General features: G+C 70.3%; 13 protein-coding genes. 9 read left to right on the top strand and 4 right to left on the bottom strand.

The features are described 5' to 3' along the window. Together ORI60_RS12830 and ORI60_RS12825 are read left to right on the top strand one after the other, a co-directional pair. Complete coding sequence (locus ORI60_RS12830) at positions 1 to 1,353, top strand: gamma-glutamyltransferase (protein ID WP_266037399.1); 1,353 nt, start codon at positions 1 to 3, stop codon at positions 1,351 to 1,353. A gap of 64 nt (positions 1,354 to 1,417) precedes the next feature. Continuing rightward, a complete protein-coding gene (locus ORI60_RS12825; protein ID WP_266037398.1) occupies positions 1,418 to 2,617 on the top strand; it encodes a sugar efflux transporter in 1,200 nt (399 codons plus the stop codon). Here ORI60_RS12825 and ORI60_RS12820 read toward each other — a convergent pair. Next, a complete protein-coding gene (locus ORI60_RS12820) occupies positions 2,570 to 3,679 on the bottom strand; it encodes a hypothetical protein (protein WP_266037397.1) in 1,110 nt (369 codons plus the stop codon). The genes ORI60_RS12825 and ORI60_RS12820 overlap by 48 nt on opposite strands. Before the next feature lie 453 nt (positions 3,680 to 4,132). On the opposite strand from ORI60_RS12820, the gene ORI60_RS12815 reads away from it, so the two are divergent. Continuing rightward, positions 4,133 to 5,047 (top strand): hypothetical protein, encoded by a 915-nt coding sequence (locus tag ORI60_RS12815; RefSeq protein WP_266037396.1) that lies wholly within the window; start codon positions 4,133 to 4,135, stop codon positions 5,045 to 5,047. Beyond that, complete coding sequence (locus ORI60_RS12810; protein WP_266037394.1) at positions 5,044 to 5,589, top strand: histidine phosphatase family protein; 546 nt, start codon at positions 5,044 to 5,046, stop codon at positions 5,587 to 5,589. Before ORI60_RS12815 ends, ORI60_RS12810 begins: the two co-directional genes overlap by 4 nt. Here ORI60_RS12810 and ORI60_RS12805 read toward each other — a convergent pair. Beyond that, entirely contained in the window at positions 5,576 to 6,730 is a 1,155-nt protein-coding gene (locus ORI60_RS12805) for a metallophosphoesterase (RefSeq protein ID WP_266037393.1), read from the bottom strand. The two genes, ORI60_RS12810 and ORI60_RS12805, sit on opposite strands and share 14 nt — an antisense overlap. A 189-nt stretch (positions 6,731 to 6,919) precedes the next feature. On the opposite strand from ORI60_RS12805, the gene ORI60_RS12800 reads away from it, so the two are divergent. The 3 genes from ORI60_RS12800 to ORI60_RS12790 all read left to right on the top strand — a co-directional run bounded on the left by ORI60_RS12800 (position 6,920) and on the right by ORI60_RS12790 (position 11,844). Further along, entirely contained in the window at positions 6,920 to 7,309 is a 390-nt protein-coding gene (locus ORI60_RS12800; RefSeq protein WP_266037392.1) for a hypothetical protein, read from the top strand. Positions 7,310 to 7,387: 78 nt separating this feature from the next. Then, positions 7,388 to 8,632: a PIN-like domain-containing protein gene (locus tag ORI60_RS12795; protein WP_266037391.1), complete on the top strand. Its 1,245-nt coding sequence runs from the start codon at positions 7,388 to 7,390 to the stop codon at positions 8,630 to 8,632. A 200-nt stretch (positions 8,633 to 8,832) separates the two neighbouring features. Then, the gene (locus ORI60_RS12790; RefSeq protein ID WP_266037390.1) at positions 8,833 to 11,844 is read left to right on the top strand and encodes an amidohydrolase family protein; all 3,012 of its coding nucleotides are present in this window, start codon (positions 8,833 to 8,835) and stop codon (positions 11,842 to 11,844) included. A gap of 39 nt (positions 11,845 to 11,883) precedes the next feature. Here the strand turns inward: ORI60_RS12790 and ORI60_RS12785 are convergent, their stop codons facing one another. Then, positions 11,884 to 12,825: a ketopantoate reductase family protein gene (locus ORI60_RS12785; RefSeq protein ID WP_266037389.1), complete on the bottom strand. Its 942-nt coding sequence runs from the start codon at positions 12,823 to 12,825 to the stop codon at positions 11,884 to 11,886. A 68-nt stretch (positions 12,826 to 12,893) separates the two neighbouring features. Between ORI60_RS12785 and ORI60_RS12780 the strand changes: the two genes are divergently transcribed. Continuing rightward, the gene (locus tag ORI60_RS12780; protein ID WP_266037388.1) at positions 12,894 to 13,505 is read left to right on the top strand and encodes a TetR/AcrR family transcriptional regulator; all 612 of its coding nucleotides are present in this window, start codon (positions 12,894 to 12,896) and stop codon (positions 13,503 to 13,505) included. Here the strand turns inward: ORI60_RS12780 and ORI60_RS12775 are convergent. Then, positions 13,460 to 13,900 carry an NUDIX hydrolase gene (locus ORI60_RS12775; RefSeq protein ID WP_266037387.1) on the bottom strand — a complete coding sequence of 147 codons (441 nt, stop codon included), beginning with the start codon at positions 13,898 to 13,900 and terminating at the stop codon, positions 13,460 to 13,462. The two genes, ORI60_RS12780 and ORI60_RS12775, sit on opposite strands and share 46 nt — an antisense overlap. Positions 13,901 to 13,954: 54 nt before the next feature. Here ORI60_RS12775 and ORI60_RS12770 point away from each other — a divergent pair, with 54 nt between their 5' ends. Then, on the top strand, positions 13,955 to 14,893 hold the full coding sequence (locus ORI60_RS12770; protein ID WP_266037386.1) for a phosphotransferase: 939 nt from the start codon (positions 13,955 to 13,957) through the stop codon (positions 14,891 to 14,893). Positions 14,894 to 14,987: the final 94 nt, after the last annotated feature.

Raw genomic sequence — 14,987 nt, 5'->3', positions numbered from 1 at the left:
GTGCGAGGCGCGATCGCTGCGGGCCACCCGCTCACCGCACAGGCGGGCGCGACGATGCTGCGCGCCGGTGGGAACGCCGTGGACGCGGCGGTCGCCGCGATGCTGACGTCCTGCGTCACCGAGCCGTTGCTGACCGGGCTGGGCTCCGCCGGGTACATGATGATCGCGCGCGCCGGGGAAACCCCTGTGCTGCTGGACTTCTCGGCCGCCGCACCGGGACGCGGGGCGTCGGGTGACCGCGCTCCGCTGACCCCCATCACCGTCCACTTCGGTGACGCGGAACAGGAGTTCCACGTGGGACCGTCCTCGGTCGCCGCCTACGGGATGCCCGCCGGTGCCGCGAAAGCCGCCGCCTACGGCCGTGCGCCGCTGCACGAACTCGTGGCCACGGCGGCGATGCACGCCCGTGAAGGCCATCGGATCAACCGGTATCAGGCGTACGTCACGTCGCTGCTGCTGCCGCTCGCCCACAGCGCGGGTCTCACCGCGTTCGAGGAGGGCGAACTCCTCGTGCAGCCCGAGGTCGCCGAGGCCCTGGACCGGCTCGGCAGCGACGGCGCGGAGCCGTTCTACACCGGTGACATCGCGGGCGCGATCACCGACTGGATCAGGTCGAAGGGCGGCGACCTCACCCGCCAGGACCTGGAAGCCTACGAAGCCGTGCGGCGCGAGCCGTTGCACGCGCGGCACCGCGGCCGTGACGTCCACACGAACCCACCACCGGCCGCGGGTGGCGCGTTGCTCACGCAGATGCTGGAAGCGTTGCCGGGCAACCCGTCGCAGCAGGACCTCCTCCGCGCGCTCGCCACCCCGAAGGCGCACCTGAACCGCCTGGGTTCCACCACGCACATCTCCGTGCTCGACGCGGACGGCACGGCGTGCAGCGTCACCACGACGAACGGCGCGGGCTCCGGGATCTCGATCGCCGGCGTGCACCTGAACAACATGATGGGGGAGGAGGACCTGTCGCCGGACGGGTTCTTCAGCCACGCGCCCGGTGACCGGCTGCCGTCGATGATGGCGCCGACCGTGGTGACGAGGCACGGCCAGGCCGAGCTCGTGCTCGGCAGCGCGGGCTCCAGCCGGATCTGCGGCGCGATCCTGCAGGTGCTCGTGAACGTCCTCGACCGCGGCATGCCCGCCCAGGACGCGGTCGACGCGCCGCGCATGCACCTGAGCGGAGACCACCTCCACGTCGAGCCGGGAATTCGACCGGAAAGCGAGCTCCCGGTCACCCGGTTCCGCGCGCCGAGCATGTTCTTCGGCGGCTGCCAGGTGGTCGAAATGACCGAATCGGGCCTGCTCAGAGGTGGTGCAGATCACCGTCGAGACGGCGCGATCGTCGTCGTGTGAGAGATTGCCCGCATCATGGGATATTTCGTTTCCTGATTGACCGCTCAAAGAGCACGATCACCGGGTGACGGCTCTCAGCGAGAGAACATCCTCGCCGCTCCTGTCCCGTACGTTCCTCCAACTCTCCGGCATCAGCGTCGTGTGCGGCGTGTCGATGGCGTTCGCGTTGCCGTTCGGCTCGCTGTTCCTCACGAGCGAAGTCAAGGTGACGCCGTTCCAGCTCGGCTTCTTCCTGATCGTGAGCCCGGTCGCGCAGGTCGTGGCGAGCACGGTCATGGGCAGGCTCTCGGACGGCCGGGTGCAGCGCCGGTACCTGCTCGCCGCGGGCGGTGTAGCCGGGGCCGTCGGCTACGGCCTGTTCGCCGTGCTGCGCGACTACTGGTTCCTGCTCGGCACGTCCGTCGTGTTCATCGGGATCACGGGCGCCTTGCTGCCGCAGCTCTTCGCATACGGCCGTCAGGTGTCCCAGGGCCCGTCGATGGTCGTCAGCGTGCTGCGGACGTTGCTCTCGGTCGCGTGGGTCGCCGGACCGCCGGTGGCCGCGCTGCTCGTCGCGAAGACCGGGTGGATCGGACTGTTCGGCTCCACCGCCGTGCTGCAGCTCGGCGTCGCGGTCCTCGCCCTCACGCTCCCGGTGCCGCCCGCACGGGCGGAAGAGGAGGAGGCCGAGGAAGCCGCCGGCTCCGCGGCCGGCCCCATGGTCGTCGTCTCCGCCGCCTTCCTGTTCCTGCAGGGCGCCGTGGCCCTCGCGGTGAGCGGCCTGCCGTTGTTCATCACGACCGAACTGCGCGGCACGGCCGGGGACGCCGGGCTCGCGATGGGCCTGTGCGCGGCGCTGGAGATCCCGATGATGCTGTGGTTCGGCTCGCTGGCGAACCGCATGTCGCAGCACAGGCTCGTGCTCATCGGCGCGGTGATCTCGTTGAGCTACCACGGGGTGATGGTGTTCGCCGACTCCATCTGGCAGGTGATGGCCGCGCAGCTGCTGCACGCCACCGTCATCTCGCTGATCATGGGCGTCGGCATCACCTACTTCCAGAGCCTCGACCCCGGCCGCCCCGGCCACGCCACGACGATGTTCAGCAACACCCAGATCGTCGGCGGCATGGTCGCGGGCGCGTTGCTCGGCGTCTCCCAGCAGCTGGGGTTCCGCTGGGTCTACGGCTTCAGCCTGGCGATGTGCGTCGCCGGTCTCGCGTTCCTGCTGGTCGCGGGCTCACTGGATCGTCGACGCGGTGACCTTCGGCTTGCCGCCCACGCCTAGGTAGAAGATCCCCTTGACGGTCTCGAAACCGAGGCTCGGGTTGCGGCGCAACGTGGAGCCCTCGACCGACATCGAGCCCGTGTTGTCGTTGCTGACGAAGAACACCGCGCCACCACCCTCGTTGGCCTGGTTGTCCTCGATCAGCGAACCGGCGACGCGCAGCGTGAACGTGTTGCCGTCGTTGTAAATCGCGCCACCGCTGCCGCCACCCGGCGTGCCACCGCGCGCCGGGTTGGCGCCGCGGCCGATGGCCTTGTTGTTCTTCATCAGGCTGTTGAGCACGACCCACGACGCGCCGATGCTGCTCAGCGCACCGCCGTTGGAGCACACCCCGCCCTCGAACGTGCTGCCGGTGATGAAGACCGGCACCTTCTCGGCCCAGTCGGTCACGCGGATCGCGGCACCGCCGAGGTCGGGGCCGTTGGCGTCGCACCTGTTGTTCGCGAAACGCGAGTTCACGACCTTGAGCTGACCGCCGCGCACCATGATCGCGCCGCCACCCCCGCCGTCGGCCGTGTCGCCGGTCGAGTTGCCGTCGGCGAGGGTGATGTTCTGGACCACGAGCCTCGGCGCGTCGTGGTCGAGCACCCGGCGCTGTCCCTGGCCGCTCAGCGTGATCCGGCCACCGCCGTCGAGAACGGTCCTCGCGCGGACCTTCGCGGTCGTGGCCAGCGGGATGGTGTGCGGCTGCGGCCCGCAGCTGAAGGTGACGACCCCTCCGGCGGCGACCGCGTCGACCACGGCCTGCGACGTGCAGCTCGCGGGCGTGCCGGTGCCGATCACGCGGGTGGGCTTCGAGGTGTCCTCGGCGGCGGCCTCCGGCGGCACGGGGGTGGTGCCGTTCGGGTTGCCGAACTTCGCGACGGGAGCGGGCGGGGGCGGGGGAGAAGGCGGGGGGACGGCGCTGCTGCTCGGCGCGGGAGTCGTCGTCACGACGGTGACGGTCTGGGAGGTCGACGTCTGAGGCAACTGGGGTCCGGCGACGGGGGTACCGGGGATCGCCGTGCCGCAACCCGCCACGAGGGCGGCAAGCAGCACGACGGCCTGTCTACCTGAGGGCATGGCGGGCACCCTAGGCGGGCCGGGAGGGGCTTGGCTACTGCCGTGCGCACGAGAAGATCCGGCCGCCGGAACCCGTCCTGCCGGCGGCGCCGGTGCCGCCAGATCTTGCGAGCGATCGACTCCGTGCCCGGAACATGACGGCTCTGAACCGGTTCTACCGCCCGTGGACACGGCGAGATCAAGGCGTTCTGCAGGTGTTTTCGTTCTGTGACACGGGAACCGGGACAAGATCCGGTTTTTCCGGTCCGCGGCGGTGGGTGTGCGCAGGTGCGGGACGGTGCTTAGCTTGACTCACGAGTCAGGAATGAAAGTTCGCTCCGCCGGTAGCCGTCACGTTACGTAGACGAAACGGCGCAGCCGCCTGCACAGCGTGCGGTCCATTGAGTTCAAACAACCCGTTCGTGAAAGAACCACGCGTTCGGGTGGCCCTGTGTCCCTGGCACACTGCGCTCCGTGCCGACCCAGTTCCCCGAAGAACCGACCGAGCGTCATCTGGCGCCCGACCCAGCGCTGATGGAGGCCGCCCGCGCCAGGGGTGCCGCCCGCTGGGCCTCGGCCGGTGACGTCCCGGAGCAGGAGGAGAAGCCGCCGGCCGGTCCGTTCAAGCCGCGCACCGCCGCGATCGTCGCCATCACCGCGCTGCTGGTCCTCGGCGGGATCGCCCTCGTGACGTTCGACGGTGACCCCGGCAGCGGCGGCACGGACATCGCGCAGCCCTCGCACAGCTACATCCCCGGCCTGATCACCCCGCCGGAGGAGCTGCCGGAGGAGTCCACCTCGGCGAACAGCCTGGACCCGTCGCTCGCCTCGTCCGCCCTGGGCCTGATGCCGACGACGACGCGGAACGCCGTCCCGCCGCCCGCCGGTGACACCGGCAGGGCGCCCGCCGGCACCAAGTCGTTCACGACGGGCCCGGGGTGCGGCGGCTACACCAACGTCGGGTTGTACCGCGACGGCCGCAAGGGCTGGGTCGACCACGGCGACGGCAAGTGCGGCTCGACGTTCGTGTCGATCCCGATGTCCGGCGACGCGCGCCGCGACGACAGCTCGGCCTACGGCATGTGGACGTTCACGGCGACCGGTACCTGCGAGGTCTCCGTGCACGTCCCGAACGGTGGTCTGCAGGAGGTCGGGGGTAACCCGACCGTGTACTACGTCTTCGACCGCAACGGCGTCGGCGGCACCCCGATGGCGTCGTTCGCGATCAAGCAGGTCGACAAGCGCGGGCAGTGGGTCGGCGTCGGGAAGTTCAAGGCCAGCGGAAACCTGACCGTGCAGCTCGTCACCCGAGGTCAGGACTGGAACAGCTCCGGACCGACCTACGCCCATCACGCCGCGAGTGCCGTCAAGGCAGACTGCACGGCGTGACAAGAGATCTGCACCTGGTCCGGCACGGCGAGGCGACGAAGGACGGGTCCCGGCTGACGGCGCGTGGCCGCAGGCAGGCCGAGGCCCTGGCGGAACGGTTGCGGGGCACGGGTTTCGCGGCCGTGCACCACGGTCCTCAGCCTCGTGCCGCCGAGACCGCGTCGATCATCGCCGGTGTGCTGCGCGTGCCCTGCCGCGTCGAGGCGGCGGCGGACGACTACGTGCCGCACTTCGTCCCCGACCACGACGAGTTCTTCGACGGTTTCCCGGAGTCGGAACGCACCCGCGGGCCCGCGCTGGCCCACGAGGCCGAGACGCGCTTCGCCCGGCCCGGCGACGGCCCGGTGCTGGTCGTGACGCACTCGTTCCTGATCGGCTGGCTCGTGCGGGACGCGCTGGACGCCCCGCCCGAGCGGTGGCTGACGCTGCACCACGACCACGCGGCGCTCACGGTCATCCGCTACACGACCGGAGAGTCACCTCGTCTGGTCAGGTTCAACGACAGCGGCCACCTCTCCGGGGTGCCCGTCAGGCAGCCCTGAGCGTCAGCAGGGTGATCTCGCTGGGCGCGAAGACGCGCATCGGCGGGCCCCAGAAGCCGGCGCCGCGGCTGGTGTAGAGCTGGGTGCGGTCGCTGTGCCTGCTCAGGCCGGCGACCACCGGCTGCTGCAGCCGCACCAGGTAGTGGAACGGCCAGATCTGCCCGCCGTGCGTGTGCCCGGACAGCTGCAGGTCCACTCCGGCGTCGACGGCCTTCCTGATCTCGGACGGCTGGTGCGCGAGCAGCACGACCGGCGCGCCCGGGTCGGCGCCGCGCAGCGCGAGGGCGAGGTCGGCGGCGTGGCCGGGCTCGCCCGAGTGGCTGGCCGTCACGTCGTCGACGCCCGCGAACACCAGCTCGGCGCCACCGCGCTCCAGTGCCACGTGCTCGTTGCGCAACGCCTTCCAGCCCAGCCGGGTCATCAGGTCGATCCAGCCCTGCGCGTTCGAGTAGTACTCGTGGTTGCCGGTGATGTAGAAGCGGTGCTCGGTGTTCACGTCGCCGAGCGGGGTGGCCTGCTCCAGGCGCTGCTCGGCGGTGCCGTCGGCGATGTCACCGACGTGCACGGCGACGTCGGCGCGGAGCTCGTTGACCGCGTCGACCATGCCCCTCGACCACTTCGCGCGGTTGATGGCGCCGTAGTGCGTGTCGGTGATGACCGCGACGGTCAGGCCGTCGAACGCGGGGTCGAGCCGGGGAATCGTCACGTCTTGCCGCTTGACGCGGGGCACGCGCATCGCCTCGTACACCCCGTAGACCGTCACGGTGACGATGAGGACGGCGAGCAGCACGGCGATGAAGCGGGAGCGGAACGGGTTCTCGACGCCGCCGAGCGCGAGCCCGAGCCGCACGACGTCGGTGATCAGCGTCCACACGAACGCGATCCACACGAAGCCGAGCAGGAACTGGGAGATCCGCGCGGCGCGGTCGCTGCCGCGCTGGGTGAACAGCACGATCATCGTGATGGCGGCCGCGGCGAACACGACGGCGGCGACCGGCCGCACCGGGTCCGGCCACTCCGCGCTCGCGGCGAACAGGCCCTCGAACGGCACCCAGAACAGCAGCGTCGTCACGGAGAAGAGGACGAGCGTGAACACCACCCGCCGAACCGTGACGCGGGGCCGGGTAGCGGTGGTCGTCATGCGTGCATCCTCCTGCGCTGGACGGTCTCAACCCATCTCAACGCACAGCCCGGTCAGTTTGTTCGCCTCGTCCGCGATAGACGTCCATCACAGGCGTTTTCGCAGCTGAGGAGCAACCGTGAGGGAGCTGGAGAGTCCTCTAATCAACACCAGAACAACCGCCTGACCCGACGACCTAGAGTGGGCCACATGATCTTCTACACCGACGAGGAGAGCCGCACGCTGCGCACCGCCGTGTACGGCGCCATGCTGCTGGTTTCCCACGCCGACCCCGGCCCCGTGCTGGAGGAACGCTTCGCCGGCCTGCGCGCGCTCGCACACCTGTCACCCGACCTGCGCATCGTCCTGGGCAGCGCCCGCCCGTCGGTGCCCTCCGGCACCGACGAGGAGATCGAGCCCGTCATCCTGGAGGCGCTGCGCTCCTCGATGAAGACGCTCACGGCCAAGTCGCCGGAGGACGCCAAGGACTTCCCGCGCGCCGTGCTGGCGATCTGCCGCGAGGTCGCCGAGGCCGACGGTGTCGTCGTCGAGGCCGAGGACGCGATGGTGGCCCGCATCGAGGGCGCGCTCGCCCTCTAGTCGCGTCCGGTGGGCCGTTAGAATGAACGGCCCACCGGATGGTTAACGTGGCGAGGCCACCGGCACGACAAGACCGTCATGAATGGTCTGTACGACGGTGAGTTCGCCGGTTACAAGATCGCGTCACCGGATGAGTTGGACACGGCGCTCCGCGAGGCGATCGTCGCTGTGGACGCGAACGTGTTGCTCGATCTGTACAGGTTCAGGTCCCAGACCTCCAGCGATCTCATCACCACCCTGAAGAGCCTCGGTGACCGGCTTATCGTTCCGCACCAGGCCCTTCGTGAGTTCTGGCGTCACCGCCAACGTTCCCAGGGCAGTCCGCGCGGCGCGACGAAAGCCGCCACCGACGCCATTGCCAAGTCGGCTCGCTCGATGACCGACACGCTGGGCATCTGGGCGAAGGCAGTAGGTGTGGACGGTGGTGAACTGGTTGAACTCACCACCCGCGTGAACGATTTCGTGGATGCGCTCCACAAGGAGCTGCAACTCGTTCTCGAGGATGCCGACGCCGAGCGTGCAGGCGACCCGATCCTGGAACAGCTCGGCGAGCTCCTCGAAGGCAGGGTTACAGCTCCGCTGGCGGAGGACGAACACGAGGACTGCGTCGCCGAGGCGAACCGCCGCATCAAGGCGGAGATACCGCCTGGCTACAAGGACGCGGACAAGCAGGAGTACGACTCCGCGGATGGCGGCGCTGGCGATTACCTCGTCTGGTACCAAGCCACTCGGTACGCGCTGGAGCGCAAGCAGGATCTTTTGATCGTCACACGGGACGAGAAGGAGGATTGGTGGTGGCGGCAGGGTGCCGACTTCATCGGCCCCCGGCCTGAGCTCGCCCTGGAGTACAGCGAACTGACGGGGCAGCGCCTGTTCCTCATGCGGCCGACCGACCTCCTCGCCCGCGCCGCCGTGCTCGAAGTCGTCGTCGACCAGGAATCACCAGCCGATGCGGGTCGTGCCGTTGACCAGGAGGACGAGGAGTCCGGGGCGGAGTGGACGCTCGTCGGGGTGGCGGCTCTCCTTGCGCATCTCGACGTCGAGGCCCCGGTTCAGGCGGCGGCGCTTCGGCTCGCCAAGCGTGGTCGGGTAAGCCGCGAAGAGGTGTACGAGCTCGGCAACTACGCGGACGACCGGATGCTGCGCGGCTTCACCAGGCCGTTCCGCCGGGTGACGGCAATGCTGCAGTCCATCGGCATTGTGCCTCCCGGAGTTCCGCAGATCTTCGTGGCTCGCTATCTCGACGGAGTGAAGGCCTCGCACTTCAGCGTCCCCGACGAGGTACCTCCGTTGCTGGAAGAGTTGGAGATGATGAATAGCTGACTCAAGACATTTCGCTGTCTAGGCACTTCACGTTGCGCCCGCACGCTATCCGGTCGGGTGCAAGTTGCCGCTAGCACTCCGAGCTGGGACAGCGCAAGTGTTCCGCGTGGTGGACGCTGGTCCGAACGGCCGATGGCGCGAGGCCTGGGCGGTGCCAGGGTGGGTTCTCCAAGGGGAACACCATTCGGGGGAGTGCCACCATGGAACTGTCGCGTCGCGAACTGCTGACCCGCACCGGCCAGGCCGCCGCTGTCGCCACCGCCGCGTCCACGCTCACGATCAGCGCCGAGGCGCGGGCGGAGCCCGGCGAGCGGGTGAGGCTGACGCAGGGCACCAACATCTCGGTGTCGCGGTCGCGGGACGGCAGGTGGCTCGCCATCGACCTCGTCACCGCCATCTGGGTCCTGCCCGCGACCGGTGGACAGGCGCGCAAGCTCACCGACGAGCTGCAGGACGCCTCGCTGCCGTCGTTCGGCCCGGACGGCCAGATCGCCTTCCAGTCCTATCGGGACGGCAACTACCACCTGTACGTCATCGGACTGGACGGCAAGGGGCTCAGGCAACTCACGCGGGGGAGGTACGACCACCGGGAGCCCGCGTTCTCGCCGGACGGCAGGCACCTCGCGTTCGTCAGCGACCGGGCCGGCAGCTACGGCGTGCACCTGCTCGAACTGGCGACCGGCACCGTCACCCAGCTGACCGGGGTGCCGGACGAGGCCGCAGCACCGCAGTGGTCTGCGGACGGCAGGCGGATCATCTTCACCGTCGGCAACGCGGCGGTCGACACCGTGACGCTGGACGGCGTGCGCGAGCGGCTCGTCACGGCTCCGGCGGGCACGCAGCTGTTCGGGGCGGCGTTCGGGCCGGGTGACCAGCCCAGCTACACGCGGATGCGACCTGGGCAGGCCGAGCTGGTGCTCGGGACGACCGCGGTGGTCACGGGCGAGGACGTCTTCGGGTTCGCGCCGATCTGGGCCGGCGACAGCGTGCTCTACACCGCGGACGGCAAGATCCGCAGCCGCACCGGTGGGTCCACAAAGGACATCGCGTTCGAGGCCACGGTTCCCGTGCGCACCAGTCGCAGGCCGCACCGCACCCGCAACCTCACCGGTGGCGCGGTCAAGGGCATCGCCGGTCCGGTGGTGTCGAGCGACGGGAAGATCGCCTTCCGGGCGTTGAACGCGCTGTACCTGCTGAGCGACGGCAAGGCCACGAAGCTCACCGACGGCAGGTACTTCGACTCCGACCCCGACTTCTCGCCCGACGGCACGAAGATCGTCTACGCCAGCGACCGCACCGGCGTCGCACAGTTGTGGGTCCGCGACCTCGCCACCGGTCAGGACGAGCTGTACGCACCGGCGCCGCACGCGCAGATCACGCCGCGGTTCTCGCCGGACGGCACCAGGGTCGCGTACCTGGACCAGGACGGCCAGGTGTGGATCACCGACCGGCAGGCGCGCAGGCAGGTCACGCCGACGCTGTTCCAGCCGGGCCGCCCGACCTGGTCGAAGGACGGCGGCACGGTCGCCCTCGCCGCGGTGAAGCCGTTCTCGCGGCGGTTCCGCGAGGGCACCAGCCAGATCCTGAGCGTCGACCTCGCCAGTGGCGAGCTCGAGTACACCGAGCCGATGCCGTTCCGCTCGATCGCCACGCGCGGCGACGACGGCCCGGTGTGGTCGCCGGACGGCAGGCACATCGCGTTCGTCGTCGAGAGCGTCGCGTGGGTCGTCCCGGTCGACGGCAGGGGAAAGTTCCAGGGCGAGCCGCGCCAGATCACCCACGAGGTCACGGACTCGCTGGCGTGGCACGGTGACGACGCGTTGGTGTACCTGAACAACGGCCGCATCCGGAAGTCCACTCTGGACGGCCGCGTCACCACCGTCAGGCACGGCCTGACCTGGCGCAGGCCGAAGGCGCCCGAACGCAAGGTGATCCGCGTCGGCGCCTACTGGGACGGCGAGGCGCACGAGCTCAAGCGCGACGTCGACATCGTCGTGGAGAACGGCAAGGTCGCGGAGATCCGCCCGCGGCGCGGCAAGGCCGACGTCGACGCGTCGGGTCTCACCGCCATCCCCGGCCTGATCGACGCCCACAACCACTGGCACCTGCGCGGCCGCCAGTGGGGTGCGCGGCAGGGCAACGTCTGGCTCGCGTACGGCGTCACGACCGTCCGCTCACCGGGTGACCCGGTCTACCAGATGGTCGAGACGAGGGAGGCGCTGGCGGCGGGAACCCTGACGGGGCCGCGGTTCTACGCCACCGGCGAGGCCGTCGACGGTTCGCGCGTCTACTACAACTTCATGCGCCCGACGCTCAGCAAGGCCCAGCTCGACCTCGAGCTGCGCCGCGCCCACGAGCTCGGCTACGACATGATCAAGACCTACGTCCGCCTGCCCGTCGAGCTGCAACGTGCCGCCGTGCAGCGCTCCCGCGTGCCGTTGTCGTCGCACTACCTGTACCCGGCCGCCAACATCGGCATGGACGGCATGGAACACGTCGGTGCCACCAACCGGCTCGGCTACTCCCACACCATCTCCCGGCAGGGCAAGGCCTACCAGGACGTCGTGGCGCTGTTCACGACGTCCGGCATGTCCATCACGCCCACGCTGTTCCAGTCGCGAGCCCTGTACGACACGGACAAGTCGCTGGTCACCGACGAACGCACCCGTGTGCTGTTCCCGCCGTGGGAGTACGAGCGGTACGTGGCCGACGCCGCCACCCAGGGCACCCCGGCGGCCACGGCCTCCCGCGCGGTCCTGAAGGGCTGGATCGAGTTCGCGCTGAACGTGCACAGGGGAGGCGGGTTCGTCATCACCGGCACCGACGCGCCGCTCGACAGCCCCGCCACCGCCACGCACCAGAACCTGCGCGCACTCGTCGAACACGGCTTCACGCCGAGGGAAGCGCTCATCACCGCGACGCGCAACCCGGCGAAGTGGCTGGGCCTGCCGCTCGGCGCGATCAAGGCCGGTGCACCGGCGGACATCGCGTTCGTCCGGGGCAACCCGCTGGCCGACATCAAGGCGGCGGCGAACGTCGAGCAGGTCATGGTCGGCGGAGTGCTCCACCGCGTCCCCGACCTGCTCGAGCCCTACCGGCGGCAGCCGCAGGCGCTCACGGCGTCCGTCGCGCTGGACCCGTTGCCGTCGGCCGAGAACAGGCACTGGTGGCACGAGCCGGAGTGGGCCGAGCGCGTCTGCTGCGACCACTGAACGGTCGCCGGCTCGTGCACCCGCACGAGCCGGCACCCGTCAGGGGTGCGTGGCGAAACTCGGTTCCGCCGCTGCCAGCCTCGGTGCGGGAACGCCCAGCCGGCGTGCCTCCGCCAGCGCGTCCCGGCAGATCACCCTCGGCTCCTCCGCCCCGGGGTCGGAGTGCGTCGCGAAGTTGTCGCGCACCGGCCCGAAGTGAGCGGTCAGCCAGGCGAACAGGGGGGCCGTCAGCCAGGTCGGCGCGCGGAACAGCAGCGCACGGCGTCCCACGACGACACCCCGTGCCTCGACCAGCGGCAGCAGTTCGCGCCCGGCCAGCAACGCCTCGCGCAGGTCGCGCCTGCGTCCCGCGAGATCGGCCAGCGCGCCCAGCCTCAGTCCCTGTGAGAACAGCCCGGCGTCCGACACGAAGTGGATCAACAGCCAGCCGCGGAAGTCCGGTACCTCCTTGATCCGGAACCCCGCCTCGCGGAACACCCGCCGCACGGCCTGCCCCGGTGCCGCCGGCGTGCCGACGGTTCCGAAGAGGACGGACGGCAGGACGGCGCCACGCAGCACGCCGTTCTCGTCGAAACCGCCGCCCGCCTGGGGAAAGCCCCACGCGACCTGCTCGGCGGGAAGCGCGCCGATCGCGTCCAGCGGCTCGGCCCAGATGTTGCCGAACACCAGCACCGCGGCCCTGCCGACGCGGGGTGCCAGGAAGTCCGCCGCCTCGGTCAACCGGTGGTGCCCCACGCTCAGCACGATCAGGTCGAAGTCGTGGTCCGGCTCGAGTTCCTCGCGCAGGCGCACCGGCCACTCCAGCACGACACGCCGTCCCCACGGGCGCTGCCGGACGTCGAGCAGATCGAGGCTCGTCGTGCCGCCGTACTCCGCCGCGCGGCCCGGCCGGACGTAGAACTCGACGTCGTGCCCTGCCTGTTCCAGCGCCCAGCCGTACACGGTGGCGATCACGCCTCGGCCGAACATGAGGATCTTCAAGGTCCACCTCGTGGGCTACAATAAGTGGAGACAATCTCCACTTCCGAAAATATGGAGGCAGGTTCCGTTTGTCAACGCGAGGGAGTGCCAGGCCGCTGCGTGCGGACGCCGAGCGCAACCGCCGGGCGCTGCTGGCCAAGGCCAGGGAGATCATCGAGGCGGGGGAGTTCTTCGACCTGCGCTTCGACGACTTCGCGCGGCTGGCCGGAGTCGGCACGGGCACGCTGTACCGCCACTTCCCGACCAGGGAGGCGCTGGCCGAAGCGGTCTACCGCGAGGAGGTCGCCGCCCTGTGCGACAGGGCGCGCCGGCTGGGGGCGACGTCACCCGCGCTGGAGGCCCTGGCGACCTTCCTGCGCGACTTCGTCGGCTACCTGCACGACCACCACGGCCTGGCCCGCACGCTGGCCACACTGATGACCACCGGCTCGGAGACGCTCGCCGAGGGCAGCAGGGCGTTGGAGCAGGCTGTCACCGACCTGGTGGCCGCCGCCGTCGAGGAGGGCGCAGTCCGAGCCGACGTGGGCGCCGGCGCCGTCATGATGGCGCTGCACGGCATCGGCGCGGCCCACGACCGCCCGGGGTGGCGGGCGGAGGCCGACGGCGTCATCACCCTGGTGCTCGACGGGCTCGTTCAGGGCCCCCAGCCGAGCATCCCGAACGACTCCCCGGCGAGGTAACCGGTGATCCCGGCGGCGGGGTAGGAGATGATGTCGGCGGGCAGCGCGTCCAGCCCGAACCACCGCAGCTCCGAACACTTCTCCGGCTCGCGGTTGACCGGCTCCCCCCTCCACCGCCGGGCCTCGAAGTACAGCCCGAGCCGCGGCTCCACTCCGGACCCGTTGGCGTGCAACGTGTGCACGTGCCGCAGGTCGCCGGGCTCGATCACCACGCCGATCTCCTCCGCGGCCTCGCGCACGGCACCGCCGAGCACGGACTCGCCCGCGTCGAGCTTGCCCGAGGGCAGGTGCCAGAGACCGTCGAACCGGGGGTCGGTGTCACGGCGCCGGGACAGCAGCACCTCGCCGTCGCGCACGAGCAGCACGTGGACGTCGATCAGGTGGCGGTCGGCCATGGGCCCACCGTAAATGATCTGCGTCGAGCCACGGGGGCGTGACACGATCACGCCATGACAGCCTTCGCGACCCCCGAGAACATCGCCGCCCGCACCAACGCCGCACGAGACGCCGCGGTGGCGGCGGGGCGCGAGCTCGGCCTGGAGATCACCGAGGGCAAGGTGCTCTACGAACTGTTCTCCGTCGTCGTCCACCTCGCGCCGTCGCCCGTCGTGGCCCGCGTCCCGACCGTCCTGTCGCACACCACGACCCTCGAGTCACTGGCCCGGCGCCAGCGCCAGGAACTCGACGTCGCGCAGTGGCTGCACGACCAGGGGACCCCGGTCATCCCGCCGAGCCCGCTGGTGCCGCGCGAACCGGTGCAGCGCGACGGTTTCTCGATCACCTTCTGGCCGTTCACCGAGGAGGACAAGTCCGCGGAACCGGACTACGTCAAGAACTCCGAACTCTCCGCCGACCTGCACAAGGCGCTGCGGGACTACCCCGGCGAGCTCGAGTTCCTGTCCTCGGCGGAACCGCGGTTCGTCCGCGAGGGCCTCGAAAAGCTCGAAGGCCTGGACATCGTCACCGCGGAGGACCTCCGGCGGGCACGAGCCGAGTGGGAGGTCCTGGAGCCGCTCGTCAGCTCCCAGGCCGCGTTCGAGGCGAAGTTCCCCGGCGTCGGCCTGCAGCCCGTCCACGGCGACTCGCCGCCCGCGAACATCTTCGCGAGCACCGGCGGCCCGCTGTTCTCCGACTTCGAGCTGATCACCTACGGCCCGGTCGAGTGGGACCTGGCCGGCCTCGGCCCGGAGTACGAGGCCGCCTACGACCGGGGTGCGCGCAAGAACGGGCTGCGCGAGCTCGACCAGGAGGTGCTCAGGTTCGTCAACGCGGTCGGCGCGATCCGGGTGATCGCCTACCTGTCGTGTGCGGACCAACTGCCCGCCATGGTCGACTTCATGCAGCCGTTCATCAACCAGTGGCGGGACACCGAGAGCTACGCGCGGTGACCACGATCTGCACCGGGCGGCCGCGCCCGCGGGAGCGGCCGCCCGGTCGCCCCGCCCGGCCCCCATCACCCCGGCGGGCCACGGCGCGCTGAGG

The sequence above is a fragment of the Lentzea sp. NEAU-D7 genome, assembly GCF_026242055.1.
In the GTDB taxonomy this organism is placed as follows: Bacteria; Actinomycetota; Actinomycetes; order Mycobacteriales; family Pseudonocardiaceae; genus Lentzea.
This window is presented reverse-complemented; position numbering and strand designations above follow the sequence as displayed.

Coding starts and splice junctions, on each gene's coding strand:
- ORI60_RS12820 (WP_266037397.1), bottom strand. CDS start 3,679: ATGCCCTCAGGTAGACAGGCCGTCGTGCTGCTTGCCGCCCTCGTGGCG.
- ORI60_RS12805 (WP_266037393.1), bottom strand. CDS start 6,730: ATGACGACCACCGCTACCCGGCCCCGCGTCACGGTTCGGCGGGTGGTG.
- ORI60_RS12800 (WP_266037392.1), top strand. CDS start 6,920: ATGATCTTCTACACCGACGAGGAGAGCCGCACGCTGCGCACCGCCGTG.
- ORI60_RS12795 (WP_266037391.1), top strand. CDS start 7,388: ATGAATGGTCTGTACGACGGTGAGTTCGCCGGTTACAAGATCGCGTCA.
- ORI60_RS12790 (WP_266037390.1), top strand. CDS start 8,833: ATGGAACTGTCGCGTCGCGAACTGCTGACCCGCACCGGCCAGGCCGCC.
- ORI60_RS12775 (WP_266037387.1), bottom strand. CDS start 13,900: ATGGCCGACCGCCACCTGATCGACGTCCACGTGCTGCTCGTGCGCGAC.
- ORI60_RS12770 (WP_266037386.1), top strand. CDS start 13,955: ATGACAGCCTTCGCGACCCCCGAGAACATCGCCGCCCGCACCAACGCC.